The organism is Petrocella atlantisensis (genome assembly GCF_900538275.1).
Lineage (GTDB): Bacteria > Bacillota > Clostridia > Lachnospirales > Vallitaleaceae > Petrocella > Petrocella atlantisensis.
The window spans coordinates 1,761,246-1,787,988 of sequence record NZ_LR130778.1 but is presented as its reverse complement, the minus strand read 5'-3'; the positions used below and the strand labels follow the sequence as shown (position 1 = coordinate 1,787,988).

At 37.5% G+C, this 26,743-nt stretch carries 22 protein-coding genes and 1 other RNA gene; 17 read left to right on the top strand and 6 right to left on the bottom strand.

From position 1 onward, the window contains the following. Positions 1–247: 247 nt before the first annotated feature. Positions 248–613, top strand: coding sequence for a hypothetical protein (locus tag PATL70BA_RS08345; protein WP_172596175.1), 366 nt, complete (start codon positions 248–250; stop codon positions 611–613). A 213-nt stretch (positions 614–826) separates the two neighbouring features. Here the strand turns inward: PATL70BA_RS08345 and PATL70BA_RS08340 are convergent, their stop codons facing one another. Further along, positions 827–1,888 carry a restriction endonuclease gene (locus PATL70BA_RS08340; RefSeq protein WP_125136940.1) on the bottom strand — a complete coding sequence of 354 codons (1,062 nt, stop codon included), beginning with the start codon at positions 1,886–1,888 and terminating at the stop codon, positions 827–829. Between the two features lie 349 nt (positions 1,889–2,237). On the opposite strand from PATL70BA_RS08340, the gene PATL70BA_RS08335 reads away from it, so the two are divergent. The 6 genes from PATL70BA_RS08335 to PATL70BA_RS08310 all read left to right on the top strand — a co-directional run bounded on the left by PATL70BA_RS08335 (position 2,238) and on the right by PATL70BA_RS08310 (position 7,628). Next, positions 2,238–2,834 (top strand): thymidine kinase, encoded by a 597-nt coding sequence (locus PATL70BA_RS08335; RefSeq protein ID WP_125136939.1) that lies wholly within the window; start codon positions 2,238–2,240, stop codon positions 2,832–2,834. A 233-nt stretch (positions 2,835–3,067) separates the two neighbouring features. Continuing rightward, positions 3,068–4,435, top strand: a complete 1,368-nt coding sequence (locus PATL70BA_RS08330; RefSeq protein WP_125136938.1) for a PhoH family protein — start codon at positions 3,068–3,070, stop codon at positions 4,433–4,435. 201 nt (positions 4,436–4,636) lie between these two features. Beyond that, a complete protein-coding gene (locus PATL70BA_RS08325) occupies positions 4,637–5,329 on the top strand; it encodes a 5'-methylthioadenosine/adenosylhomocysteine nucleosidase (RefSeq protein ID WP_125138452.1) in 693 nt (230 codons plus the stop codon). Next, complete coding sequence (locus PATL70BA_RS08320; protein ID WP_125136937.1) at positions 5,329–5,517, top strand: hypothetical protein; 189 nt, start codon at positions 5,329–5,331, stop codon at positions 5,515–5,517. Before PATL70BA_RS08325 ends, PATL70BA_RS08320 begins: the two co-directional genes overlap by 1 nt. Before the next feature lie 116 nt (positions 5,518–5,633). Beyond that, positions 5,634–6,869, top strand: coding sequence for a putative DNA modification/repair radical SAM protein (locus PATL70BA_RS08315; RefSeq protein WP_243115884.1), 1,236 nt, complete (start codon positions 5,634–5,636; stop codon positions 6,867–6,869). A gap of 9 nt (positions 6,870–6,878) precedes the next feature. Then, entirely contained in the window at positions 6,879–7,628 is a 750-nt protein-coding gene (locus PATL70BA_RS08310; protein ID WP_125136936.1) for a TIGR03915 family putative DNA repair protein, read from the top strand. 252 nt (positions 7,629–7,880) lie between these two features. Here the strand turns inward: PATL70BA_RS08310 and PATL70BA_RS08305 are convergent, their stop codons facing one another. Next, positions 7,881–9,506 carry a response regulator transcription factor gene (locus PATL70BA_RS08305; RefSeq protein ID WP_125136935.1) on the bottom strand — a complete coding sequence of 542 codons (1,626 nt, stop codon included), beginning with the start codon at positions 9,504–9,506 and terminating at the stop codon, positions 7,881–7,883. Between the two features lie 185 nt (positions 9,507–9,691). Here PATL70BA_RS08305 and tadA point away from each other — a divergent pair, with 185 nt between their 5' ends. Then, complete coding sequence (tadA, locus tag PATL70BA_RS08300) at positions 9,692–10,180, top strand: tRNA adenosine(34) deaminase TadA (RefSeq protein ID WP_125136934.1); 489 nt, start codon at positions 9,692–9,694, stop codon at positions 10,178–10,180. Positions 10,181–10,290: 110 nt separating this feature from the next. Continuing rightward, positions 10,291–10,552: signal recognition particle sRNA large type (gene ffs / locus PATL70BA_RS08295), an RNA gene on the top strand. Positions 10,553–10,646: 94 nt separating this feature from the next. Here the strand turns inward: ffs and PATL70BA_RS08290 are convergent. Beyond that, positions 10,647–11,891 carry an EAL and HDOD domain-containing protein gene (locus tag PATL70BA_RS08290; protein WP_125136933.1) on the bottom strand — a complete coding sequence of 415 codons (1,245 nt, stop codon included), beginning with the start codon at positions 11,889–11,891 and terminating at the stop codon, positions 10,647–10,649. A gap of 175 nt (positions 11,892–12,066) precedes the next feature. Between PATL70BA_RS08290 and dnaX the strand changes: the two genes are divergently transcribed. From dnaX to recR, 3 genes are read left to right on the top strand one after another with little or no spacing between them, the layout of a single operon-like run. Further along, the gene (gene dnaX, locus PATL70BA_RS08285) at positions 12,067–13,668 is read left to right on the top strand and encodes a DNA polymerase III subunit gamma/tau (protein WP_125136932.1); all 1,602 of its coding nucleotides are present in this window, start codon (positions 12,067–12,069) and stop codon (positions 13,666–13,668) included. A 12-nt stretch (positions 13,669–13,680) separates the two neighbouring features. Then, positions 13,681–14,031 carry a YbaB/EbfC family nucleoid-associated protein gene (locus tag PATL70BA_RS08280; RefSeq protein WP_125136931.1) on the top strand — a complete coding sequence of 117 codons (351 nt, stop codon included), beginning with the start codon at positions 13,681–13,683 and terminating at the stop codon, positions 14,029–14,031. A gap of 23 nt (positions 14,032–14,054) precedes the next feature. Then, positions 14,055–14,654, top strand: coding sequence for a recombination mediator RecR (gene recR / locus PATL70BA_RS08275; RefSeq protein WP_125136930.1), 600 nt, complete (start codon positions 14,055–14,057; stop codon positions 14,652–14,654). Between the two features lie 85 nt (positions 14,655–14,739). Here recR and PATL70BA_RS08270 read toward each other — a convergent pair whose 3' ends face one another. From PATL70BA_RS08270 to PATL70BA_RS08260, 3 genes are all read right to left on the bottom strand, one after another. Continuing rightward, the gene (locus PATL70BA_RS08270; protein WP_125136929.1) at positions 14,740–15,897 is read right to left on the bottom strand and encodes a zinc ribbon domain-containing protein; all 1,158 of its coding nucleotides are present in this window, start codon (positions 15,895–15,897) and stop codon (positions 14,740–14,742) included. Positions 15,898–15,900: 3 nt separating this feature from the next. After that, the gene (locus PATL70BA_RS08265; RefSeq protein WP_125136928.1) at positions 15,901–17,046 is read right to left on the bottom strand and encodes an SPFH domain-containing protein; all 1,146 of its coding nucleotides are present in this window, start codon (positions 17,044–17,046) and stop codon (positions 15,901–15,903) included. Between the two features lie 71 nt (positions 17,047–17,117). After that, the gene (locus PATL70BA_RS08260) at positions 17,118–17,882 is read right to left on the bottom strand and encodes a DUF1444 family protein (RefSeq protein WP_125136927.1); all 765 of its coding nucleotides are present in this window, start codon (positions 17,880–17,882) and stop codon (positions 17,118–17,120) included. 282 nt (positions 17,883–18,164) lie between these two features. Here PATL70BA_RS08260 and PATL70BA_RS08255 point away from each other — a divergent pair, with 282 nt between their 5' ends. The 5 genes from PATL70BA_RS08255 to PATL70BA_RS08240 all read left to right on the top strand — a co-directional run bounded on the left by PATL70BA_RS08255 (position 18,165) and on the right by PATL70BA_RS08240 (position 26,721). Continuing rightward, a complete protein-coding gene (locus PATL70BA_RS08255; protein ID WP_125136926.1) occupies positions 18,165–20,222 on the top strand; it encodes a methyl-accepting chemotaxis protein in 2,058 nt (685 codons plus the stop codon). 135 nt (positions 20,223–20,357) lie between these two features. After that, on the top strand, positions 20,358–23,792 hold the full coding sequence (locus PATL70BA_RS08250; protein ID WP_172596174.1) for a DUF6240 domain-containing protein: 3,435 nt from the start codon (positions 20,358–20,360) through the stop codon (positions 23,790–23,792). Positions 23,793–23,802: 10 nt separating this feature from the next. Beyond that, positions 23,803–23,949: a hypothetical protein gene (locus PATL70BA_RS16270; RefSeq protein ID WP_172596173.1), complete on the top strand. Its 147-nt coding sequence runs from the start codon at positions 23,803–23,805 to the stop codon at positions 23,947–23,949. Between the two features lie 168 nt (positions 23,950–24,117). Next, a complete protein-coding gene (locus PATL70BA_RS16795; protein WP_197715751.1) occupies positions 24,118–26,235 on the top strand; it encodes a flagellin N-terminal helical domain-containing protein in 2,118 nt (705 codons plus the stop codon). 9 nt (positions 26,236–26,244) lie between these two features. Next, positions 26,245–26,721 (top strand): flagellar export chaperone FliS, encoded by a 477-nt coding sequence (locus tag PATL70BA_RS08240; protein WP_125136924.1) that lies wholly within the window; start codon positions 26,245–26,247, stop codon positions 26,719–26,721. The last annotated feature ends 22 nt before the right edge of the window (positions 26,722–26,743 follow it).

Here is a 26,743-nt window from a genome sequence, read left to right as displayed (position 1 = left end):
CGTTGAAGCATCGCATTAACTATCAATGATGTTTCCTTTCGAACCGTTCAGAAATATGAGCAGAGCTCATAACGAAGCGAAGCTTCTTTTCTTGTATATATATGATAACAAAAATTTATAGTTATGAATATAGGGTTTTACAATTTAATAGAAAAGTAATATACATAATAGGGATGCAACTGTATTGTATATACAATACAGTTGCATATAATAAATATATAACTAAATTTAGTAATAAATATCCATTGTGTCAGAGAAAAAACCATTATACAATAAAGTTGAGGTGATGGCCGTGAATAACAGCTTCAACATAATTGGTGGTATCATATATGTAGACAAATGGATTTATCGTGAAGCACAAGAACTTGATAATAACATCAGTAAGCTTCTGGGTAGCCAAAATCTAAACATGTTCAAGCCAAGACCGACAATAACAACAGGTATCCATAGCGTAACCATAGATTATCGTAGTATTGACAGTATATCCGTTCCAAAAGATCCCAAGCTTTTTGTAGAGGAATTGAGAACCACATATAACACGAAGGTACGCGGACATATTCTTATAAAAAAGCATAATCAGGATTTGGAGGATATTATCATTAACAAATTTTAATAGGACCAGTAAAAGCTATTCAACCAAGTAGTCTATGGTGGAATAGCTTTTACTATGCACAAGCCGCCCGAATCATAGAATTGGGTATAACTTGTGTATAAGTTATAATCAATTAAAACTACAGAACGTATGTTCCACAAGGTTTAAGAGGATTATTAAGAATTCTACCTTCTAAAAAATAGAAAGTTATCCACATGGGATAGTGTGAATAATCTAAAGGCGTATCTGAATCATTGCATCGTCAATTTTTTCTTTTAGAAGACTGGTGGTGTCATTGCCCATATCTTTATCAAGCAACATTCTATAGATATCAAATTCCGTTAAATGCAACAATAATTTACCATTATCATAAAAGGCCCCTTGACTTTTAAAATCAGGATAGTTCTCATCATCACTTTTAGTAACAATAAGGCCAATAGCTCTTAGTGCCTGTCCTAGAACATTCACATCATCGGATGATACATTTTTATAACCAAAAACTTCTTTGTAGTCTTTACATTCGAAAAAAATGTACCTTGTATTAAAATCCAGGGCCAACTGATTCCAAAAATCATGTTTTGAATTGATGCGACATACCATTTCGAATCGGTTGTGGCTTGAATCCATTTTTAAGTTTTTGTACCAACCACTTAAATCTTTACCGAATAAATGTTTCATGATATCAAAGACATTATTCTCGAATTTGGTCCAACTATTAGAACGGTTATTTTTTTTGACTAAGTTTAAGTAGAGATCATGACCGATAAAGGCTTTGTGACAAAAGGGTTTAACGGTGGTCTCGGTAAAGGTATGTATAGAGGCCAAACGCTTATAAGGATTAGGAACGGTAATTTTTTTTGTTTCGATAGGTGGGTTGATACGTTCAAAGAAATCAATAAACTCTGAAGCCAAAGGGTGTAAATCTTTAGACATATGAATAAGATCATTTTGATCCCATAAGGTGATACCAAATCTACTTTTCACTAACTGTACCCAGTCATCAGGTACAAAAGTGGAAACGATCAAGATCAAATGACTGCCATGAATAGCATCATTGACCCTCTTAAGATGGAAAACAGCCTGTTCGATGGTGTCAAGGGCAACTTTTTTTGACCGATAAAGCTTAATTTCTACGACAGCACAATGTTCGGCATCACACTGAATAAGCATATCGATGCCATGCTCTGATTTTGTTTGCATGTCAATGTCCATACCAGTCTCTATGAATAGGTTGTGACATAGATTTTTGAATTCTTCTTTTAAGTCGCTGGTTGCAAGTGCTTTATAAAGTTCCATGTGGCAAATTCACGTCCCCATATCTGTATTTTGGTGAAATTATTATCATACTCTCCACTTCAGAGTATATCATAAGCCTGAAGGTTTCACTACAAAAAATATGAGAAAATATCTATCATTTAGGACGGTTGAAAGGTTGTTTGACGTGAAAGCCATATTCGAGTAAACTATATTGGAGCAAACATCAATAAAATACAAAAAACAGGCATAAAGCACTAGTTACCCACAGATAATAACAGTTATCAACAGAATTGTGTGGATAGTTCACACATTATTAATGAAAAATCATAATAAAAGCACATTAAGATATTAATTTTATGAATTTTGAGAATGAAAGAGAGAGAGCAAAATGGCAAAATTATTCTTCAAGTATGGAACCGTTTTTTCTGCAAAATCGTTAAACCTGATAGCAACGGCACACAACTATGAAACACAAGGAAAAAAAGTACTGCTAATGATACCCTTCATGGATACAAGGTCTAATGGTAACATATCAACTAGAGCCGGCTTTGAATTGAAAGCAGAGATGATTGATACAGATACCAATGTTGTTGATGTATTTATTGAGCATTTAAACAAAAAAGAAAAAATAGACTGTGTACTGGTGGATGAGGCACAGATGTTGTCATCCAAGCATATTGATCAATTGCGAGATATTGTTGTACGATTCAATACCCCTGTTATATGTTATGGACTTAGGGTAAGCTATACCTTGGAGCTTTTTGAGGCATCCAAAAGGTTATTTGAGCTCTCGGATAAACTAGAGGAAATCAAGACGATATGTTGGTATTGCGCCAGCAAAGCAACACATAACCTTAAGTTGGTTGAAGGCAAGCCAGAGTATAAGGGTAACCCTATAGACATAGGTGGTTTAGAAAAATATTTACCGGTTTGCTACAATTGTTATGTAAACCCACCAATTGAAAAAGAGTTGAAAGGTGTATGATTTTACAATTTTGGTTAAAGGGTCAAAACTAAGTTTCACTAAATTCACATACAATATATAGATTACGTTGATACATTCATAACTATATATTGTATGCGAAAGTTCAACTATATAGTTATGATACCTTAACCAATATTTAAATAGAATATGGGTCCATTGTATGATAAAATTATAATATAACAAAACGAAACAGCATATTATGACTTGCAATACGATTCTAGGAGGCGGATGTTATGGTAAAAAACTATGTTATTGACACCAATGTTATGATACACGATCCTAAGTTCATGTATAAGTTTTCTGACAACAACGTCATCATCCCCATTTTATGTATTGAAGAATTAGATAATTTAAAAAAGAGAGATGGGTTGGTTGGATTTCATGCCAGACATGTCGCTAAAGAATTACAAACATTGATGAGTAAAGGCAATATATCAGAAGGTATTGCACTAGAAAATGGTGGCATCGTTAAAGTGGAACAGAATTACTTAGATACAGAGGTACTCCCAAACGGTGTCGACCTAAGTAAGAATGATTCGAAAATAATAGCAGTGGTCAAAAATCTTCAAAATGCCAATCAAGATATCAAAACAATTCTAGTCACTAAAGATGTTTATATGCATATCAAGGCCAGTTCTTTAGGTATTGAGGTGCAAGACTTTGAAAATGATAAGATTGATAATGACCAAATCTATACAGGATATGCTGACGTAGAGTGGCCATCAGAAATGATTGATGCAATATATGCTGGTGGTTTTGTTCCGGAAGATACTATAAAACAAAAGTATCATCCAAACCAATTTCTACATATTAAAAGCAGTAACCGTTCAGGTCATGAAGTTCTTGCCAGATTTGACGGGCAAAAGATTGTACCTCTAAAATATGTGAATGAGACAGCCTGGGGCTTGACACCAATTAATAGAGAACAGAAGATGGCCTTTGAATTACTGATGAATCCGGACATACATTTTGTTACGATCACAGGTGGAGCAGGATCGGGTAAGACCATATTGTCTACAGCTGCAGCACTTCAGAATGTCATTGAGTCAAACCGTTACAGAAAAATAGTTTTCGTAAGACCGGTTGTACCTGCCGGAGAAGATATCGGTTACTTACCGGGTACGGAAGTTGAAAAACTTAAGCCATGGATGGGTAGCTTCTATGATGCAATTGAGAACTTAACAGACTTAAAAGATTTGAATAAAGAGAGTCAAAAAGAACAGCGTTATAATAGCCAGAAGCCAACGTTTACTGTAGATGATTTTATAGATCAGTATAGGCAAAGGGGCATTATTGAGACGAAAACATTCACTTATATGCGGGGTCGAACCTTTACCAACTCTTTCATTATTGTTGACGAGGCGCAAGAAATGACACCCCACTTAGCAAAGCTTATGCTTACAAGAGCTGGTCATAATTCCAAGTTCATCTTTTTGGGAGATCCTAGTGACAACCAGATTGACAATCATTACGTGGACGCCAGATCCAATGGTTTGATTTACACAGTAGAGAAAATGAAGGCTTTTGGTATAACAGGCCATGTGACTCTAAAACGGGTTGAGCGTAGTCCTCTTGCAGAAGTAGCAGAACGAAATATGTAATATCTTATAACTAAGTATGAAATGATTACAATACAGAGAATAAGGCTGCCGGTTGGTGGCTTTATTCTCTGTATTGTCTGAATAAGGAATGCATGAATATTAAACAATCAATAATATAGTAACTTCTGCAAAATATGTTATAATAAAAAGACAGGGCGTATAAAGTTAATTAGTTTTGAAAAAGGAGGATTATTAATGGAGATAATCGGCATTATTGGAGCTATGGAAGAAGAAGTACTGACGTTAAAAGAGAAAATGGAATTAAAGGAAGTGCGTTCCATAGCTTCTCTTGAGTTCTATGTGGGTTCAATGAGTGGTGCATCAGTTGTAGTCGTAAAAGGCGGTGTCGGAAAAGTAAATTCTGCGGTTTGCACGCAGATCCTAATAGATTGTTTTCATGTAGATGCCATAATTAATACTGGCGTTGCAGGGGGTCTTAGTGATGTTCTGAATATTGGGGATGTGGTCATATCAAGGGATACGATTCAACATGATATGGATGCAACTGGCTTTGGTTATGCTCTAGGAGAAGTTCCAAGGATGGGATGCATTGCTTACAAAGCGGACCAACATTTGATTAAAATTGCAAAAAATGCGACGGATGTTTTAAGCTCAGCGACCAATGTATATGTTGAGCGGATTGTGAGTGGTGATCAATTTATATCCGATCTTAAAAAAAAGAAATGGCTATTGGATAAGTTTGATGCTTATTGTACGGAAATGGAAGGTGCTGCTGTGGCACAAGCATCTTATTTGAATAAGATACCTTTTGTCATCATTCGATCCATTTCGGATAAGGCAGACGACTCAGCAGAAATGAACTTCAACGAATTCACACAGCTGGCAGCTTCTAATTCCTGTAAGATTATCATAAAAATGTTGGAGTTGATTTGATGTCATCAAAAAAAGGTAGTATACTCAAACGTATTAAAAAAACCATTAGATGGACCAAACGTTTGAAAGTTACAAAAAAGATTGTAAAAGTCCTAATCAAGACGATCAACATTGGGCTGTCAGGTTATGAAGTATATCAGAAGTATTTTGAAAAACAGATAAAACAAAGAAAGACATCTCAGATCTGAGATGTCTTTCTTTGTTTTATCTGCAACTGAAAAGGAATGGGAACATATGTTTGCCATCCTCTTATTTTTTTGCTATAATAGAAGATAAGAAGATAAGTTATAAAGGGGTGGTAGCTATGCTCGAAAATAATATGATGGAAAGACTAGGTATACTGGCTGAATCAGCAAAGTACGATGTTTCATGTTCATCAAGTGGTGTTGAAAAGAAGAATACAGGCTCTATGGGCAATGCAGCGGCTTGCGGCATATGTCACACTTGGTCGGCGGACGGGCGTTGCGTTTCTCTCTTGAAAACATTGATGAGCAACGATTGTATCTATGATTGTGCTTATTGCATCAATCGAAGCAGCAATGATATTGTTAGAACCAGTTTTACACCTGAAGAAATAACACAGATTACCATGGCATTCTATCGTAGAAATTACATAGAAGGGTTATTCTTAAGTTCGGCGGTGGAAATCAACCCTAATCATACCATGGAAAAAATCCTGAAAGTTTTAACACTACTTCGCACAGAACAAAGATTTTCAGGCTATATACATGTTAAAGCGATACCGGGAGCGGATCAGATGCTGATATATCAAGCGGGTCTCTTAGCAGATAGAATGAGTGTTAATATCGAGTTGCCCAGTGAATCTAGTTTGAAACTTCTAGCACCTCAGAAGCAACCTCAAAAGATATTTCTACCGATGGCACAGATTAGAGAAAGTATCATAAGATCAAAGGAAGAAAAACGCCATTACATGTCAGCTCCAAGCTTTGTACCGGCAGGTCAGTCGACTCAGATGATTGTTGGTGCAACTTCGGATACAGATAGGAGTATTTTGCTGACATCTGAAAAACTTTATAAGAATTTTAATATGAAGCGGGTATACTATTCAGCCTATATGCCGGTCAACAAAGGCAAGAACTTGCCGGATATTATGACGGCACCACCGTTAATTAGAGAACACAGGCTTTACCAAGCGGACTGGCTACTTCGATTCTATAGATTTACAGCGGAGGAGATTCTTACAGAAAAAGAAAGCAATTTCGATTTGGATTATGACCCAAAATTCCATTGGGCTCTAAATAACATACAACTTTTCCCCATGGAGATTAACAAGGTAAGTTACTCAGATCTTTTGAGAATACCAGGTATAGGGCCAACTTCTGCAAGTAGAATTGTTAAGCAGCGTCAGTTGATAAAAGTGGGTTTTGAAGATTTACCGAAAATGGGCGTGGTTGCAAAGCGGGCAAGATACTTCATTACCTGTGATGGTAAATTCTTTGGGATAAAAAGCTTTGATGTATCATCTATAAAAAATGCCATCAATCCAATACCCAAACATACCCAACTTTCCTTTTTTTGAGGTGAAACTATGATCTATTTATATGATGGCCAGTTTGATGGGTTTTTAACCTGTATCTACCACCACTACTATGAAGAAAAAACAGAAGGCATTTATGAAGAAAAAATCTATGAGCCTAAGCTTTTAGATATAAGTAAATATATTATAACGGATCCTCAAAAATCAACAAAGGTACATCAAGCCATGTTGGATCAGTTCTCTGAATATATGTATTTTAATATTTACCATACTTTTTTATCGAATGTTTATGACAAGGACACCATATTGCTTAATTGTCTGGAAATGGCTTTTAAGCATGGTTTGGCTACGGATAGAATGCGCTCGGTAGATGCCATTTATCAAGTACTTAAGATTGGAAGGCAAGTGGGGTTTGAGAAACATCGGTTTATGGGATTGCTTAGATTTTCAGATTTGGGACAATATCTATATGCAAGGTTTGAACCGGATCATAATATTATCAGCTTGCTCGGCGAGCATTTCTCAGATCGATTTAGAGAAGAAAAATTCATTATCCACGATGTAAGAAGGGCTATAGCTATAATAGGACATAAAGGTCAATGGCTGTTGACGGACTTTAATCACATTGTCGAAGACGATTTATTAGATGAGGAGATTTTCTTCAGAAAGCTATGGCAAACTTATTTTGACAAGATTGCAATTGAAGATCGAATCAATCTAAAATTACAGCAAAACTTTGTTCCAAAGAAGTACCGAAAGCATTTGTTGGAATTTGGTACAAATACAGATAAATCAAAGTAGAAGTATTTGAAGAATTTTGGACAAAAAACAAGCACCTAAGACTTTCGTCTGGTGCTTATAAAGGATGAGGGGGAGAGTATTTAATATGTAAGAGGTAACTAATTCTTACTCTCTTATAATAACGGATTAATATGTATGTGGTATGTAAAAAATGTGAATCTTTTGTGAACTATAAAATTATTTTATTATCTAGGGCTAAGTCTTAAAAATATAGCGTTGAATAAGGCAATAATGCTTTAACCAACAGTGTTCTTAAGACTTACTATGGTGTATTATGCGGTCTTTGCCATCATATCGAAAGGTGGCAGGTGACATGTGGAAATGTTGCTTAAAAATAGCAATGTAGTATTCAGGATTAGAAAAGCCGATTTTTTCTGATATGGAAGTAATCGAATCAGTCGTATTTTTAAGCAACTCTTTTGATACGTTTAAGCGTATATCCATACAGAATTCATAAAAGGTCTGCTTTTCCTTGTCCATAATAATTTGTTCCAAGTGATAAGGGGTTGTTTTTAAAAATTGAGCCGCCCGTCTGAGTGAGATTTTACTGGCATAATAAGTGTGGACATATCGGTAAAGTGCATCAATAAGCGCCTTGTCGGATGTTTGTAAGCCTTTTAATTGATAAGTACAGATCTTAGAAATGGCATCTTTAAGGTACGTATGGGCTTGATTAAGATTGTCGATGGTGTTAATCTCTCCCAGCCGCACATAAGATTTAAAAAAATCTTCAATAGATAGTCCATTTTCCAAGGCATTACGGTTGATATTGACTAATAGATCAATAATCATAATCTGATAATAATGCTTTGGTAGGTGACTGTCTACTTTGAGGGCTTCAAATATTACATCCAAATAATCTAAGGACGCCTCAAGATGACCATTGACTGTCGCATAGATCATCAGTTGTTCTTTGTCTCGTGGGTAGAAATATGCAATATCACCTTTGCCGGGGATATAATTGACATGAATAATAGAGCCTTGACCTAAATAATGACTGTTTCTTAAAGCCGCCCGTGCTTGATGATAAGAGACACTAATGAACATAGGTCTATGATAAGTTTTGCCAAGTCCTATAGTTACTCTAATGTTTTGTACAGAAGCAAGAAGTTCTTGTAGGTTATAAGCATGATTGAATAAATCATCCTCATCCATTTCCGTCGTAAAAATAAAAGAGAGTTCATCATACCGGTTGATGAAGACAAAGCCGAGTTGGTTTTTTTCAACATAATCCGATACAATATTTAGAGCATTAAAGATTAAGAATTGCCTTTCCTCTTCATCAAGGGCGAGTTGATAGGTTCTATAATGGTCAAGTTTGATAACACCCACAGTAAAGCTATTATTGTAAGGAATTTTAAAATAGTCCATTTGATTGTAAATAGTTGAGTCACTGTCAATATGCCCGTGTAGGAGATTGATAAGAAATCGGTCTCTAAAAACACTAAGATGGTTTTCATAAGAAGCACGCACTATTTTTAAAGCGTTTCTTTTTTGGACGTCCTCATCTACAATCTGGCTCATATGAATGATGCTTTTTACTACATCATTACGACGAATAGGTTTAAAAAGAAAGTCCATCCGTCCTTGAGCCATAATATCCTTTGAACTATTGAAGCGGTTATAATCGGTAAATAGTATCATATGCATATTTGGATATTTCTCACTGTTATCTATAAAAAGTTGAAGGCCGGTTTTTTTGGGTAATACATCATCGGCAACAATTAAATGCACTTCCATCTTTTCAAGTAAGGCTTCGGCTTGTTCAGCACTGGTCACTTCGCCTATGATTTCAAAATCTTGTTTAGATTCCTGAAGAAATAGCCTGATTTTCTCATGATTTGATTTTTGTTGATCAACAATCATTATATTGTACATAAGCGCACCTCCTTGTATTTATTATATCGGCATTTCTAAACCATCTCTAAATCAAGGTTAAAGCTTCAAAACTATATAGTTGAACTTTTATGTATAATATATAGGTACGAATGTATCAACGCCTTAACCAACCGTGTTATAATAGGAGAAAAAAAGACAGTAATAATTAGAAAGTAGTGTGTTAAATGGAAAAGTGGATGGAAGAAGCCATTAAAGAAGGAAAGAAAGCAGCAAAAATTATGGAAGTCCCTATTGGGGCTATTATTGTACATGAAGGACAAATTATTGGAAGAGGCTATAATCAACGCAATTCAAAAAAATCTACTTTGGCGCATGCAGAATTAATAGCCATAGAAGAAGCCAGTAAAGTTATAGGTGACTGGCGACTGGAAGGTTGTACCATGTATGTAACGGTGGAACCTTGCCCTATGTGTGCAGGAGCTATAGTTCAGGCACGACTGGATAAAGTGGTTATTGGTACCATGAATCTGAAAGCCGGATGTGCCGGGTCCATTTACAATCTACTAGATGATTCTAGGTTCAATCATCAAGTTAGTGTGGTAACCGGAGTCTGCCAAGAGGCCTGTGCAACCATGATGTCGGAGTTTTTCAAAACCCTTCGTGAGGTGAAAAAAACAGATAAAATAGATGGTCGATTTATAGAAGAATTGTGATAGAAATTATCTGGCTACAGGTTGACAGAAAGTGGAAAAACCTATATACTTATTGAGCATTAGAAATAACCATGAAAGCTTGTGTGTCGTTTAATGAAGCCAAAAAGTTTCCGTGCAGCTGGGGAGTTAGCGGTGCCCTGTACCTGCAATCCGCTATAGCAGGAGTGATATCAATCCGAGGGTCGAAGAATGTGGGGCCGCCCTTAAAAAGTGACGATGACGATCTGGTCTTACGCAATGAGAATCTGTGAACCGTGTCAGATCCTGACGGAAGCAGCACTAAGCAGAATATCTTGTGTGCCGTAAGGGTGCCGGATTTGAGTAAACTAGTAAGGTAACGCCTGTGTTTGAGATTCGATGTGCGATGCACGGAATTTAATAAAAATATAAAGACTCGGAGCTTTTTAAGCTTCGAGTCTTTTTGGTATTCTTTAGGGAAATTTCTTCATTGATGGCTACTTCCTTGCTACTTTATTACAGTAGGTTCTTCACTTGGATAGATGTGGTTGTATAAATCGTCAGCCCATTGTATAGATGTTGCATAAATCTGGGGAAGTGCATCCAGATGGATACCTGCTTTTTCTGCATAGCGGTAAGCGATATTGAAGTTCCCTTTTTCATAACCAAGGACCAATCGGTAGATAGGCGTATAAATTGTTTCTTTACCAAAAAGTGTAATTTTTAATTCTCTTTCGATTGGGAGAGGTCCAACAGCATCCATCATATTTTTATCCAGTAAGACGTCCAAAACGGACAGTAATCCGATTAATTTCAAAGAGTCTGTATGCAACTTAATCTTACTGACATGACCGATTTCTTCCATCATTTTCATACGTACCATAGATAATTTAATAATCTCCGGTGTCTGTTCGCCTAACAAAGAATCCATAAGTGCAATATTGAGCCAATTCTTAAAGGACTGCACACCAACCATGGCAAGAGCATGTTGAACAGACTGAATCTTATTCATGAAATAGTGACTTGAATTAACCAACCTAAGAAGTTTGATGGTGAGGTTGATATCTTCTTCTATACGCTTTGAGATTTCCTTAATATTAGGTTCACTTTCATTTGATAACTTTAATATTTCAACATTATTTAAGTTGGAGTGTTGTAGTATTTTCCCTTTTGTTAGCGTTGGCTTACAGAAGTAGTAACCTTGAAAAAGCTCAAACCCCATCCGCTTAAGCGTTTCGTAGCTATCATGGCTCTCTATATTTTTTGCCAAAAGTATTTGAGTGGTCATTTGGAAACGCTTCACAATCCGTTTAAGACTACTAGCTGTGTTCTGAGTAAGATCGACTTGGATGATATCCACCAATTCAAGTAGATTGTTATGTGGGTAGGTGTCGATATAACCGGCTAGGGAAATAAGATAACCATCATTTTTGAATTCACTAATTTTATCTAAGAAAATAGGATCAGGAACAACATCCGAAGGAATCTGAATAATTGTGGTACTTTTGTTTAAAAGTAGAGGACTATCTTTAAGAACTAATTCCCGATCAAAGTTGATGAAAGCAATATGGCCACCCATTAAAGTATCCATGCCAACATCTAAATAACTGTTAAGCAATAGGCGAGATGTGGCCTCGTCATACTCACTGTCTACATTTTCAGGAGAGTTTAAACTGCTTCTATAGATAATCTCATATCCAATCACGATTTGATTGCGATCAAATATGGGTTGTCTTGCTAAATAAAAATTCATAAATTCACCACCTTATAGATATTATTATACCAAAAAGAATTGAATGTGTAAGGTTTTTTTGAAACATAGAGGGGTTCAATTGAATTACAGTGTAATGAACTACACCAGTGTTCAAACTTGTGGTAAAATAGTAAAAGAGCATACTTGAATTAGAAACAGATAGGAAGTGACTTAAATGGCGTATACAGCCTTATATAGAAAATGGCGTCCAAGAAGTTTCAAAGACTTGGTGGGACAAGACCATATTGTAAAAACACTTACAAATCAAATCATGTCACAAAGGGTAACCCATGCTTATTTGTTGTGTGGTACCAGAGGAACGGGTAAGACATCTACTGCCAAGATATTTGCTCAGGCCATTAACTGTGATGAACCGATAGAAGGTAACCCATGTCATAGGTGCCCTTCTTGTATGGATATTGAGGAAAAGGGAAGCATGAACATCATAGAAATTGATGCAGCATCTAACAATGGTGTTGATAATATTCGGGACATTCGTGATGAAGTTAAGTACACGCCTACACTTGGAAAGTATAAAGTCTATATAATTGATGAGGTACATATGCTGTCAACAGGCGCCTTTAATGCGTTACTAAAAACATTGGAAGAGCCTCCAAAGCATGTTATATTTATTCTGGCTACAACTGAACCTCACAAAATACCGGCAACGGTGCTTTCAAGATGCCAGCGCTATGACTTCAAAAGAATCACCATAGAGACAATTACTGGCGCACTAAAATCCTATATGGTACAAGAAAATATTACAATCGAGGAAAAAGCCATTAACTATATTGCCAAAGTGGCCAATGGTTCCATGCGCGACGCGCTCAGTATCCTTGACCAATGTATTGCTTTTTATATTGGAGAAGATGTGACCCTTGAGAAAGTATTGGATGTTCTAGGTGCAGTCGATCATGAGGTTTTTGCTCAGTTAACAGATGCCTTACTTGACCGGAATGCAAAAGCTTGTATGGACATAGTGGAGAAAATCACCATGCAAGGTAGAGATATTTTGCAGTTTATACTGGATACGGTTAACCACCTTAGGAATCTACTGGTGGTGAAGAGTGTGGATGAACCGGATGAGATACTGGATATGACCATGGACCAGATTCTCTTACTTAAGACGCAAAGCATACGTTTTAAAGAAGAAACCATTCTTTATTATATCAAGCAACTATCTAACCTTGAAAATAAAATCAAATACATGTCGGGTGAGAGAATTCTCCTTGAAGTGGAGTTGCTTAAGTTGTGCAACCCAGATATGGATGATACAAATGAAGGTCTAAGACATCGATTAACCTACCTTGAAGAAACAGTAAAAAAAGGCATCATGGTTCATGAAACCTTGCCGGAAAAGCAGACATCAAAAGAGGCACCTAAGAAGTCTTTGCAAAAAGTAATTGATATTGATGCTGTACCAGAGGATATAAAACAGGTCATTCACAATTGGAAGGGTGTGGTGGAACACACACACACCGTAACCAAAGCCTTTTTAAAAAGTGCTTTTCCGATTAATTTAGAAGATGATGTGGTGTATATCGTATGCGACAGTGAAATTGGAAAAAACCACTTGTCACAAGAAGAAAATATGGGTAAAATAGACCATGTGCTTAAGCAGATGTTCGATAAGAAATTCAACATCAAGGTTATTGATCAAGAAGACTATAATCAAATAACCCAGAGACAAATGAGCAAAGACGAAAGTTTGAAAGATGCCAAGAACGTATATGAGCAGATTAAATCAAAGATAAACTTTGACATTGAGATTAGATAAGGAGGCAATAATATGGCAAAGCGTGGAGGATTCCCAGGTGCAGGTGCACCGGGTAACATGAACAACCTTATGAAACAGGCACAAAAAATGCAAAAACAGATGGCAGAAATGCAGGAAAATCTGGACAAACAATTGTTTGAAGCAACAGCTGGTGGTGGTGTGGTTAAAGCGGAGGTTAATGGAAAAAAAGAGTTGACCAAAGTCACCATAGACCCTGAAGCAGTTGATCCAGACGATGTAGAAATGCTTGAGGATTTAGTTGTTGCAGCGGTTAATGAAGCAATTCGAAAAGCCGAAGAAGAGGTAAGCGGCCAAATGTCTAAAATGACAGGTGGTATGAACTTACCGGGTGGGTTGTTTTAACGAGCAATCGAAGGATGGTAGAAATGGATTATTTTGGTAATCATGTAGGAAGACTCATTGATGAGTTGTCAAAGCTTCCGGGAATCGGTAACAAAACGGCCCAAAGACTGGCCTTTCACATCATAGGTATGCCGGAAGCTTCGGCAGAGAATCTGGCGAAGGCGATTGTTCATGCTAAGCGTCATATTAAATTTTGTAGTAAATGCTATACATTAACAGACGATACATTATGCCCGATCTGTAAAAGCAGCAACCGAGATCAGGAAACCATCATGGTCGTTGAGGCATCTAGAGATATGGCTGCTTATGAAAAGACCAGGCAATACAAAGGTCTCTATCACGTGCTTCATGGTGCCATATCGCCTTTGTTGAATGTGGGGCCAAACGACATAAAAGTACGCGAATTATTGTTGCGTCTTGAACCGGAAAATACACAGGAGGTCATATTAGCCACCAACTCATCTGTAGAAGGTGAGGCGACGGCTGTATACCTTAGTAAGTTGATAAAACCCTCTGGCATTAAAGTCACACGCATAGCCAATGGCGTCCCTGTCGGCGGTGATCTAGAGTATGTGGATGAGATAACCCTCTCAAGAGCCTTGGAGGGAAGGGTACTTTTATAATTTTCAATACATTAAAATTGCGTAAAAAAACCTTCTAAAGATTAAGAAGGTTTTTTTGTTTATTCAAATAGAATCTAAAAGGTTACTAAGCACCGTTTTGGGTGACAAAATATGCGATGATAAGGATGATGGTAAGCGTTAATAGAATTGCACCGGCAATTTTCCAAGGGCTTTTGGGGAAATCACCATGAACCAAGCTGGTTTGTCCATTGACCATAAAATGATATACTTTGGTTTTGTACTGATAGCTGGAAAGCCAAATAGGTAAAAGTATATGTTTATAAGTAATAGCGTTGTATGCGGTGTCTATATTCAAAAATCGGACTTGGTCGCCACCAATTTTTCTCGTGACTTCTGATTTTAGAGTATCATCAACCATTCTAATACCCGACGTCCAACCTTCTTCTAAAGATATGCTATAGCGCTCTGCAAAAAAACCGGATAGATACTCCGGTTTGTAGGCGACCAAAGCAGATAAATTAAAAGGTTCAATTTTCTTGAGCATAAGGTCATCCACTTTGTTGGATGCTCGAACAAGTACGTCATCAAAAAACCTAGGATAGTCACCTCTAACGTGGGTCCATCGCGTCCTTCTTTCTTGGTATGTCTGGGTTTTCCCGTCAACAACCCGTGTTCGTGTCACATAATAATAATCCCCTCGGTCTGCTGTATAATAAGAATAAGTATGGGTATCATAGGTCCAATAAGGTACATAAGTCCCTAAAAGTTGATGATTGTTATATTCTTTTTTTAAGTCACTTGGGGCGAACCAACGTTTTGCTATCCATTGTTTGAATTTAACTTCTGCCTCTTGCTGATCCACTTTGAAAGGTATCAAATAGTGAGGTGGGATGGTCTTTTGTGTCTCATGCAAAGAAATATATGAGGAGCCGCAATAGTTACAGAATTTTGCTTGAGCATGTGCCTCGAAGATAACCTCAGCACCACAATTTTTACAGGAGAAGCTTTGAACCTCTGCCTCATCCCAAGTACTTAGGTCTTCTTTTAAAGCAGACTCAAAACAAAGTTCAACAATCTGGACCTGCTCTGCCATAATATCACGGGTTGAGCCGCAATGAGAACATTTAAGATTTGACCCTTCAGGGTTATACTGCATCTTCCCCCCACAAGAGGCACAAGGTACCATTAGTGCGTCATCAAATTGTTCTTCTATGATTTCAACGACTTCATCCGCATCGTCGGCCATAGAATCTGTCAATTCTCTTTCATTTATATCTTTCATGGCCTACTCCTGTGTTTTTTCGCCGCAATGTGGACAGAATTTTGTACCGGACGGTACTTTTTCGCCACACTTGGCGCAATTGAATTCAAGAGATTGGCTAGCACCACATTCCCCACAGAATTTGGCACCTATTTCAAGTGTATGACCACAGGCGATACAAGTATTGACAAGGCTATTGCCACATTCCGGACAGAATTTTGTACCTTTATTAACAAGAACGTGACATTTTGGACAGTTAATTTGTGGTGTAGAAGCAACGTGTACTGTAGTTTCTTTAGAAGCATCAGGCGTTGACATGGCATCTTTCATCATGTTGCCAATGCCCATACCTGCACCCAAACCGGCGCCCATACTTGCCATACCACCGCCTGTATTTTGTGCGGCATCACGAATAGCTTCAGCAGATTGAAATTTCATATATTGGTTGAGATCGCCAAGCGCACCCATTTGCGTGCGTTTATCGATGGCTTGTTCGACCGATTCAGGCAGAGATAAGTTTTCAATAATGAAATCCGATAGGGTAAGACCGAATACTTCAAATCTTTCCATGATACGCGCCATAGCCATTTGTCCTATTTCATCATATTGAGTGGAAAGATCCATGGCTGCAATTTGTGATTCTGCAATAACATCAGAAGTACTGGAAATAATTAGACTCTTCAGATGTTCGGTAATTTTATCCACGGTATAAAAACGGTTAGATCCAAATACTTCTTTTAAGAATACGACAGGGTCTCCCACTCTAAAAGCATAGACACCAAAACCACGTAACCTTAGCATACCAAAATCTGGGTCACGCATCATAATAGGGTTGGTCGTGCCCCACTTTTGGTTGGTATACTGTTTTGTATTCACAAAATAGACATCGGTTTTGAAATGATTCTCAAATAAATGCTTCCAATTAGACAGAGTTGTCAGTATAGGCATGGTATCAGTGGCAAGTGAATACTTTCCGGGTTCATAAACATCAGCGATTTGGCCTTCATACACAAAAATAGCTACTTGAGAAGGTCTTACGATGAGTTGTGCTCCTTCTTTAATCTGTTGTTTACCTTCAATTGGAAATTTATAAACCATTGTATCTTGAGAATCATCTTCCCAGTGAATGACTTCAATAAATTCCCCTTTTAAAAAATCAAATAGTCCCATTAACATTCCCCTTCTTAAATATATTTTTTGACCACATTGTCAAGTATCAAGTCCAAATGGTCATATAAGTATTATTTCACTACTTTTAGGATATCGTTCATATCATAATAGTAGAAAGTGTCCTTATCATACCGGTAAAGCAACTCAGAAATTCTAGGCAGAGGATCACGACGAATAATTTCTTTGAGTATCTGTGCATTTCTTATAGTGTCTTTTGAAAACAGAAGCAAATCTGCATTAGGTATCGCGGTTAAAAAAGTTTCACCGAGTCTTGATTTAACTACATCAAGTAAGTTATTACGGGATAGCAAAGATCCGCTATATGTGTTGCCATAAATCATATAGATATCTAGGTTTTCATCTGGTTGTCGGAGTATACACTCAAGCGCTACTAGGTTGTCATAGGCAGCTTTATGAATCATATCCATACTGATGTTTTTGTCCTCATTTAACAGGTGTTTTGTTAATATTTTTTTGCTGGCACCTGTTTCTTGAACATAACATAGATTAAGATTAAGGAAATAAGGACCGTACAGCCATTCAGGTCCGTCTAGGATGTCTTGATGATTTTTAACAAGAGGATAGATTTTATCAAAATCAATCTTACCTTCGTCTGTATGTTCAAACTCATTTATGGAGTCTTGAATTCGATCAAGTATAGCAGCATAATTGTTATTGGTTTTATAGTCAACAAATAATTCTTTGATAACAAGTTCAACGATGTATCCGACGCATAAGATGCGAATATGATTACCGCTTTTATCTATATGAGCGTGCTTAAATGTATGGCTTAAGTCTTCCAGTAGCTTAAGACCGAAATTCTCCAAAGTGAGCATGAAAACCTCCTATGTAATGATTTACTAATACAAATTATAACATAAATAGTATTAGAAAAAAGAGGAAAATTGGAGCATTTAATATATAGAATATGTTAAAGAGCTATGATACTTGTCTTTAATATCAATTGTAACTGGTCCCAATAGGTGGTAAAATGTACTTAACAGTCTTTTTTAATCAAAAATATTCTTTCGTTGACATCACTAAGTTCCCAGATAACTTTCAAATAGTTGTTAATTAATCCCTATCAAAATTGAAAATACCGATGGAGGTGGCTCTTTATGAAAAAGCACATGTCAATCAGAATCAAGATTCTTGCTATATTTTTACCTATTATCATTGTTGTGGCCATAAGTATTGCAGCATCGAACATAATGGATGCACAAAAGGAAATCACAGCCCAAATTGCTGAGAAGGTGGACTATAATCTGAAATACCTTGTTGAGAGTATGGAACACGAATTTACCTCTCATAGTCAAATTGCTAAATCGATTGGAAACATCTATGCAACCTATGGAAACGAGATGCCAAAAGAGGACTACAGTAAAGTGATAGAAAGTATTTTACCTCTCAATCCTAACACACTTGGATCTGGTTTGTGGCTTGAACCCTATACCTATAATGCGAATACACAATACTTTGGTCCTTATCTTTATAAAGACGGAGAAAACATTGTTTACACTGAGGATTATGAAGGTCCGGAGTATGACTATCCATCTAACGACTGGTACTTAATAGGAAAAAATGCTGAAAATGGTATTGGGTGGACAGATCCATACTACGATGAACTTTCTGGGATTACGATGATTACCACATCAGTTGCCATAGGTTCAGGTGACAATGTACTTGGTGTTGTATCTGCTGACTATGATTTGACAACCATACAAGCTTTGATTGATGGTGTTCGAATCGGTGAGCATGGTTTTGCTATGTTATTGGATCGTCAGGGCAATATTTTGGCACATCCTGTTAAAGAAAAACAAATGAACCTGAATATAGCGGAAGATGAAGAACTCATGCAAATGCAGGAAGCTTTATCGACGAATCGTGAAGGTATGGAAATCATTGATATAGGCGGTGAATCTAGTGAGGTCTATTTTACAACACTACCAAGTACGGGGTGGCAACTCTTAATCAGTATACCAAGAAGTGAGCTTTATTTAGGTGTTCAGCAAATGATTCTAAGAACACTATTCATCGTGGGTGGTATCTTGGTGTTGTCGGGTATTTTGATCTATCTTTTTAGTGAGATTTTTATCACCCGTCCGATTATCAAAGCTTCTGAGTATTTGAATACGATTGCTGATGGTGACTTTACTCAGGAAATTGATCAGAAATACCTATCAAGAAAAGATGAAATCGGATCAATCCTTGGTGCTATAAACAGTATGAATATCTCTCTTAAGGATTTGATTAATAACATTAAGCAAGAATCATATAGTATTAATAAAGAGGTTGAAAATGTTATGGGGAACGTCAACCATCTCAATAATAATCTTGAAGAAGTGGCCTCGACTACCGAAGGCTTAGCAGCCAATATGGAAGAAACTGCAGCTTCATCTCAGGAGATGTCAGCGACTTCCCAAGAGATTGAAAAAGCGGTTCAATCCATTGCAGAACGTTCACAGGATGGTTCGATCGCAGCAAATGAGATAAGCAAGCGTGCAGAAAAAACTAAAATAGATGTAAACATAGCTCAGAAAAAAACATCAGAGATTTTTGAAAGTACCAAGCGAAGACTTGAACATGCTATTAATGAATCCAAAGTTGTAGAGCAGATTGACATATTATCGGAGTCCATAATGCAGATAACGGAACAGACCAATTTGTTAGCACTTAATGCAGCTATAGAAGCGGCAAGGGCAGGCGAATCAGGAAGAGGTTTTTCCGTGGTTGCCGATGAGATTAAGAAGTTAGCCGAGCAATCAAAGAATACAGTACTTAAGATTCAAGATGTTACCGTGAAGGTAACAGGTTCAGTAGAGAATCTCTCTGGCAGTGCCCATGAACTACTTGAATTCATGTCCGTTGATGTTAATAATGATTACAAATCCATGTTGGAAATTGCAGACCATTATAGTGAGGATGCCGGATTTGTAGATGATCTGGTAACAGAGTTTAGTGCTACATCAGAAGAACTACTGGCTTCACTACAAAGTGTTTTGGATACCATTGATGGTGTGGCAACAGCTGCAAATGAAGGTGCAGGTGGTACGGTTGCTATTGCCAATCGTATTAATGAAGCCAAAAACCAAGCCAAAGGTGTTCAAAATGAGATTAGCAATACTAAGAAAAATGCAGATGGCCTTAAAATGGAAGTGGATAAATTCAAGGTTTAGATAAAATCATCAAAGGATAAGAGTAGTAAGGTTGGTTCTAATCATAAAAACATGAGATCTCAGATGCTAAGCATTTGAGGTCTTATTTTTTTAGTGCTTTCTTAAAGTAATGGTTCATAGATGCCGATGAAATAGATGAAGATTGGAGATGGTAAAATGACCCAAGGTATACATATACGCATGGAAAATCAACCCAGTGTTGATTCGAATATAAGAGAAACCACCTATACAAAAGGTATGGTAATACATGCTCAAGTGGTAAAAAAAAATGATGGCATGACGACCATCCTTTTAGATGAACGTCTTGTTGAACTTAAAAGCCATATACCGGTTGTTGAAGCGGTTGGTGAAGATATATTACTTGAAGTGACAAAAGTTAAAAAAGACAGTATGGAATTGAAATATTTACCACCCAGCCGATCGGCAGAAGATACGGGGGCTATCTCCGATCCGTCCGGTAGAAAAAAATCCCTTGAGGTAGCCAAGTCCTATCCCAAGGAATTGATTCGTGCCATCAAACCCCTTGATGTATCCGAAGAAAAAGCATTATTTAAAATGGTGGACCAGGTCAAGGCAGATTTAAACGAATTGGTGAATAAAATGACGTCTCAAGATGTGAAAAGCATGCTTCAACAAGAGCTGAATATCAATAAGTTAAGCATTAGTCTTATGACTCAAGTAGTACGAAACAATAAAGAAGCCATCTTTAACCATGACCTAAAAGCTATCAGAGAAGCCATAAAAATTGAAGTCGATCATTACAAAGGACAATATAAAGATGTAAAACAGTTAGAAAAAATTGTTGGACAGCTTAAAGCCAATGATATGCCAGTCAATAAGAAGAATCTAGATAAGATCAATGAAGTTCTAGGACAGCTTAAGACTATTATAGCTCAGTCTGATGCTAGAGGCGTTGCCTTAGTGGGCAACAAGGCACCAACCACCATCTCGGATGCGTATAAGGCAATTCATACACCATTGCCTCTTGCCACACAGCTGGATATGGGACATGAAGACATGACAAAGATGGTTAAAGATTATTTGGTGAAAAATGAAATAGAACCGACCGAAAAAGCCATAGATGTCACGAAAGATATGATATCCCGCAACATAGATATCACAAAAGAAAAGATAGATTTTTTGCTGAGTCCTAAGGAAAAAATGTCTGAAGTAGATACAGATGTTATCTTAAAAAACATCATCCATCAAATCAAGCATAATCAACCAGCAGATCAAGTTGTTCTTGGTCCCTTAGACCACTTACATACGCACAATAAAGAGACAATCAAAGAACAAACCCATTTGAATATGAATCCTGTTGACTTAATCCATAAATTACATAAGATACAGGATTCACATATCTTATGGGCCACAAAAGAAGATACAGCGATGACCTTAGAGCAACTGTTTAGCGGTCAAACCGTCAATGAAGATGATCCAAGCGTACCTGAAAATCCGGATTTGAAAGTGCTTCAGCAGGCCATTAGTCACAAACGACATCTTGAGGAAATTCGACTCAAAATGTCAATAGAAGCAGCTGTGAAGCTGGAAGGTAAGGGTATAAAAATCACAACAGAGCCTCTGGAAAAAGTAGTGGAAGCCCTTAGAGACCATGAACAGCAGATCTATCGTAGCTTGGCACAAGGTCACGAATGGCTACCGGATGATAAGAACCTTGAAACGATAGGCAGGACCATGGACCAAGTCAGACAGGTTGAAACATTACCGGATTCAGTATTGCTTCGACTAATGGGCAACCATGCCATGACTATAAATGAAATGGCAACGGCTACTGTCGTAGAAGAGGATGCCTTACAACTGGTAAGGTTTGATGTCGGCCAAAACCAGATCCACTCACAGACTGCCATGAAGCAATATGAAGAAAGTGGAACAAAAATAAGAGTAGATCTCGGTGATAGGGTAGAGAAAACCTTTGATCAAATCGAGCCTATTCTAGAAGATCTTAATCTGGAGATCACACCTAAAGCCATTGAAGCAGTACAGATATTAGCCAGAAATGAAATGCCTCTAACGGTTGAAAATATTCTACAGATTCAAGCAATACAAAGTAAAGTAGAAACCATAACCACCAGAATGAACCCTCATATGGTTATATCTATGATTAAGTCGGGTATTACACCAATGGATCTTGATATAGATGAAATGCTGGAATGGATGCACCGTTTTGAAGAGGCCTTTGGCGAAACTGGTTCTGAGAAAATAAGTCGCCTGATTGTAGAGTTGGATGCTTCTAAAGTTTTGACTGCACAAGAGCGGGAAAGTTTAATGGGTATCTATAGAACATTCGACACGGTAACACGTTCAAAGGGCGCCGCTACCGGTTTTTTAGTCAAAAATGGATTGCCTTTGAATTTAGAACAACTTTTTGAAGCATCTAAGTTTATTCAAAAAACCAAAGGTGTTAAACCGGCTATTGCAGCAGATATTGACGATGATTTTGGCAGAACCTTAGAGGTGATACGTCCTAAAGCCAGTATAAGAGAACAGGTAATGAGTGCCATTGAGAACATGGATAGAAAAGCAACCCATTCACTGGTGGAGACTGTAACCGCCCTTGATGATATGGACATAGAGTTATCAAACGTCCATATATTAAGAAAAGAGCTTTTGGACCTTCAAGTCAAAGATTTTATAACAACCTTGAGTCAACCCAAGTTAGCTCAGACATTAGAAGACTTAAAGTCTCAAGACCATGAAAAAATGCCTCTAGAAAATCTAAAGAACCATATGGAGAGCATAAAAGAACCTACTGTAAAAGACCAGACACAAATCATGAAATATCTGGAATTTGCCAAGGAGCATCCGGAAATTGTTAAGACAATGATAAAAAATGAGATGCCCATAACACCGGGCCAGTTAGAAAAGGCTATGGCCCTTACTAAGGAGCCCTTTGAGCTTATGACACGGCTTAGGGATGCAATCCATACCCTTGATAATGACGAACAGAAAAGCCGTATGGTGGAGCAAGTAAAAAGTGTTTCAGAAGGCCTACTAAAAGGTGAAAAATCTATTGATGATTTGAAAAAACTGATGACAGGCTTAGAACAAGAGCTTCTAGATGGAAGAAGTACATTAGAAGCTAGAGATATAAAAAACTTACAAGGTGCTAGTTCGACCCTAAACCATACTCAAATGATACAGCTTAAGGATAATTACTACCAGATACCCATCATGATGGGTGGAGAAATCAGCCAACTGAATCTGTATATCCTAGGTGACGATGAAACAAGTATACGGGAAGATTTAGAAGGGATTAAGATTTTCATGAGTTTCAAGACCAAATATCTGGGTACGGTTCAGGCTTTGGTAGAAATCCAAAAGACAACAATGCAAATGAACATTCAATCATCCAATAAAGAAGACTTGGAATTGGTAAAGAGCTTCGAAAATGAGATTAAGCAAATGGTTGCTCAAACAAATTTTGGTTTTGGTGGCATCAGTTATAACAATTTTGTGACTGAAGATCCTATAACGGGAACACAAAAAAATGATATTGAAAGTATGAATATCAGAAAAACAAACGGATCTACATTTGAGATTCAGATTTAGGAGATCTAATATGAAAGTTAAACAGGAGGATACAAAAGTAATACCAAGAACCTTGCCCGCGCAAGTGGGTGAGATTGCAACAGGTCTTTCTGCCATCATTCAAAAGATGGATGAAGCCAAAGAAAAGGATCTTAAAAATAAAATTAAGACAAATTAAAGACCACAAATCAACATATTTTTCATTTTCAACTAAAATTATTAGAAAATATGTCGATAAACACTGTAGAAAACTAAAGAGTGATGAATAATCATTGCCAAGGCAGAATTATCTTTAAGGAAAAAGAAGATCTGTCACAAAAATTTCAATCAGAGAGGTGTGTACACTATGAGAATTAACCACAATATTCCTTCACTTCGTGCCCTGCATCAGCTAGATAAATCCAACAGCAAGCTCGACAAGACTTTGGAGAGATTATCATCTGGCCTAAGAATTAATCATGCAGCGGACGATGCGGCAGGTCTCGCAATAACTCAAAAAATGGACACGCAAGTAAGAGGATTGAAACAGGCGAATCGAAATGCCATGGACGGCATATCATTAATACAGACAGCAGAGGGTGCCCTCAATGAAGTGCATGCTATGCTGCAAAGAGTAAGGGAATTGTCGGTTCAAGTTTCAAATGGTACTTACGATGCGCAAGACAGAAAAGCAGTACAAGATGAAGTTAGACAAATGCAAAACGAGATTGATAGAATATCATCTTCAATTGAATTCAACCAAATGAAGCTTTTAAACGGTGATATCGACCGTAGAGCCTTTTCAACCAATGCGGATATCGCAGATATTGTATCCATGAGTGATACTGTAGAAGCTGGGGTCTATTCTTTTGAAGTGTCCCAACTTGCCAGTGTGACCAAAGATGTTGGTGGCATTGTTGACCTATTTGACGGTAACGGTAAAGCAACGGTTGAAGGTACCATTAACATTAATGGTGAGCAAGTCAAAATTGAAACCGGTGATACCAGTGAAGAAGTATTCTCTAAGCTTAGAGACCTATCTTCAAGAGTGGATGTTAGCATAAGTATTGAACCGGTACCACCTTTTGGAAATGGTAAAGCTTTAAGCTTGGCCATGAACCAATTTGGACCTAGAGAGCTGAATGTAACAGGGGATCTAAGTCTTCTTACTGCACTAGGCTTGGATAACGAGCATTTTCAACCCAATACAGCCAATGTATTTGAAACGATGATAGATATTGGTACCAACACAACCATAACAGCACCAGGTGGCAATGTTCTGATTAATGGTACAACTGTATCTCTTGATAATACAGATACCAATCAAAGCATATATGAGAAATTAAAAGTAGCCGGCATACCCGGTCTTGAGCTATCCTATTCCAGTACAGGCGAATTGGTCATCTATTCTGCTAAGCCACTTGTGGTTGAGCCGGCCAATGCAGCAGAGCCTAATGATGTTACTCTAGCTGGCGAGTTAGGTGCTTTTGAAGTAGGAACAGTTGTAACAGGCATCGGCACCGCCGACCTTACAAAAAGTGTACCTGTAGATGCAATATCTACCGGAGCAGGCAATGATCTTACTGGTCTTCTTGCCATCTATGTGGATGGTGCACCGGTAGCAACCGTTGACTTTAGTGCCGGTTTTGACTTAGATATTGCAGCTGGAAGAGAAGATGTTTTAACGGCGCTTAATACGCAGGCATTGGCAAGTAACACTTATTTTGCTTTTACAGATGATGTCCCAAATAAATTAGTGGCATTTAATAAAGATGGTTTTGAAGTAACTTTAAAGCCAAATACAACTTCAGATCCGGACGATATAGCGACAGCTAAAAGCCTAGGTTTTGAAACCGGTAATATCACCCTTGAAAAAGGCTTTGGAAACTTAGGACGTAATGTTCAAATCAATGGCTCCAGTATTGTGTTTGATGATCCGGCGACTACGAATGTTATTGATGGTTTCCCAGCAGGTACAACTGTATCTACCGTTGGGCGTGATATTGTATTTGAATCTAACAATAATTTTGAGTTAAGGTTAGTATCCGGTGATAATATTGGCATGGTAACCATGAACCTTCTTCAGACAGGCCCGCTTGATTTACAGATTGGTGCTAATGAAGGTCAGTTTATGGAGATTAGGATTCAGAATTTATCACCAAGAGCTCTTGGTATAACCGATCTTAACTTATCCACTTCCGGTGGTGCACAAGAAGCAATCGGAATTGTTGATACAGCCATACAGACCATATCAACGGTAAGATCCAAGCTTGGTGCTTATCAGAACCGTCTTGAGCATACTATAGCTAACTTAGAAGCGGCTTCAGAAAACATGACAGCGTCCTTATCTAGAATTCTAGATGCGGATATGGCGTATGAGATGTCTCAATTTACATTACAAAACATCATTCAACAAGCAGGAACATCTATGCTTGCGCAAGCCAATCAAAGGCCACAGTCATTACTACAACTCTTACAAGGTTAGGGTGATTAGATGAATGCACAACTTGCTAAAGAATTTCAAACAAGAATCGTTAATGCTAGCCAAAACGACTTAGTGGTCATCAACTATGAGATGCTGATTACAGAAATGAATGAAGCCATAGATCGATTTGACCAAGAAGATGAAAAAGGCTTTACCAACAGTATGAATAGAGCAACGCGGTTGCTAAGAGAACTAAGTGACAATCTGGACTTTCAATACGATATTTCAAGAGACCTGATGTCGTTATATATTTTCGTGAACAAAAGATTTATTGAAGCATCCATTAAGAACAGTATAAAACCTCTTGAATCAGCTAAAGATGTTTTAAATATGCTCTTACTCGGATGGCAACAAGCGGCCAAAGAAGAGCAGAAAACAGCACCCCTGATTCAAAATGGTCAGCAGGTGTATGCTGGACTTACTTATGGGAAGAACAAGTTGAATGAGTCGGTCTATACGGAGAACAGTAGGGGCTTTAAGGCTTAAAGGTGGGTCCTATGAAAACCCT

Bases quoted from the DNA above. Each gene is read 5' to 3' on its own strand.
- dnaX (WP_125136932.1), top strand. From the start codon at position 12,067: ATGGCGTATACAGCCTTATATAGAAAATGGCGTCCAAGAAGTTTCAAA.
- PATL70BA_RS08265 (WP_125136928.1), bottom strand. From the start codon at position 17,046: ATGGGACTATTTGATTTTTTAAAAGGGGAATTTATTGAAGTCATTCAC.
- PATL70BA_RS08320 (WP_125136937.1), top strand. From the start codon at position 5,329: ATGTCATCAAAAAAAGGTAGTATACTCAAACGTATTAAAAAAACCATT.
- PATL70BA_RS16270 (WP_172596173.1), top strand. From the start codon at position 23,803: ATGAAAGTTAAACAGGAGGATACAAAAGTAATACCAAGAACCTTGCCC.
- recR (WP_125136930.1), top strand. From the start codon at position 14,055: ATGGATTATTTTGGTAATCATGTAGGAAGACTCATTGATGAGTTGTCA.
- tadA (WP_125136934.1), top strand. From the start codon at position 9,692: ATGGAAAAGTGGATGGAAGAAGCCATTAAAGAAGGAAAGAAAGCAGCA.
- PATL70BA_RS08335 (WP_125136939.1), top strand. From the start codon at position 2,238: ATGGCAAAATTATTCTTCAAGTATGGAACCGTTTTTTCTGCAAAATCG.
- PATL70BA_RS16795 (WP_197715751.1), top strand. From the start codon at position 24,118: ATGAGAATTAACCACAATATTCCTTCACTTCGTGCCCTGCATCAGCTA.
- PATL70BA_RS08240 (WP_125136924.1), top strand. From the start codon at position 26,245: ATGAATGCACAACTTGCTAAAGAATTTCAAACAAGAATCGTTAATGCT.
- PATL70BA_RS08290 (WP_125136933.1), bottom strand. From the start codon at position 11,891: ATGAATTTTTATTTAGCAAGACAACCCATATTTGATCGCAATCAAATC.
- PATL70BA_RS08315 (WP_243115884.1), top strand. From the start codon at position 5,634: ATGCTCGAAAATAATATGATGGAAAGACTAGGTATACTGGCTGAATCA.
- PATL70BA_RS08250 (WP_172596174.1), top strand. From the start codon at position 20,358: ATGAAGATTGGAGATGGTAAAATGACCCAAGGTATACATATACGCATG.
- PATL70BA_RS08255 (WP_125136926.1), top strand. From the start codon at position 18,165: ATGAAAAAGCACATGTCAATCAGAATCAAGATTCTTGCTATATTTTTA.
- PATL70BA_RS08330 (WP_125136938.1), top strand. From the start codon at position 3,068: ATGGTAAAAAACTATGTTATTGACACCAATGTTATGATACACGATCCT.
- PATL70BA_RS08280 (WP_125136931.1), top strand. From the start codon at position 13,681: ATGGCAAAGCGTGGAGGATTCCCAGGTGCAGGTGCACCGGGTAACATG.
- PATL70BA_RS08260 (WP_125136927.1), bottom strand. From the start codon at position 17,882: ATGCTCACTTTGGAGAATTTCGGTCTTAAGCTACTGGAAGACTTAAGC.
- PATL70BA_RS08270 (WP_125136929.1), bottom strand. From the start codon at position 15,897: ATGAAAGATATAAATGAAAGAGAATTGACAGATTCTATGGCCGACGAT.
- PATL70BA_RS08305 (WP_125136935.1), bottom strand. From the start codon at position 9,506: ATGTACAATATAATGATTGTTGATCAACAAAAATCAAATCATGAGAAA.
- PATL70BA_RS08340 (WP_125136940.1), bottom strand. From the start codon at position 1,888: ATGGAACTTTATAAAGCACTTGCAACCAGCGACTTAAAAGAAGAATTC.
- PATL70BA_RS08310 (WP_125136936.1), top strand. From the start codon at position 6,879: ATGATCTATTTATATGATGGCCAGTTTGATGGGTTTTTAACCTGTATC.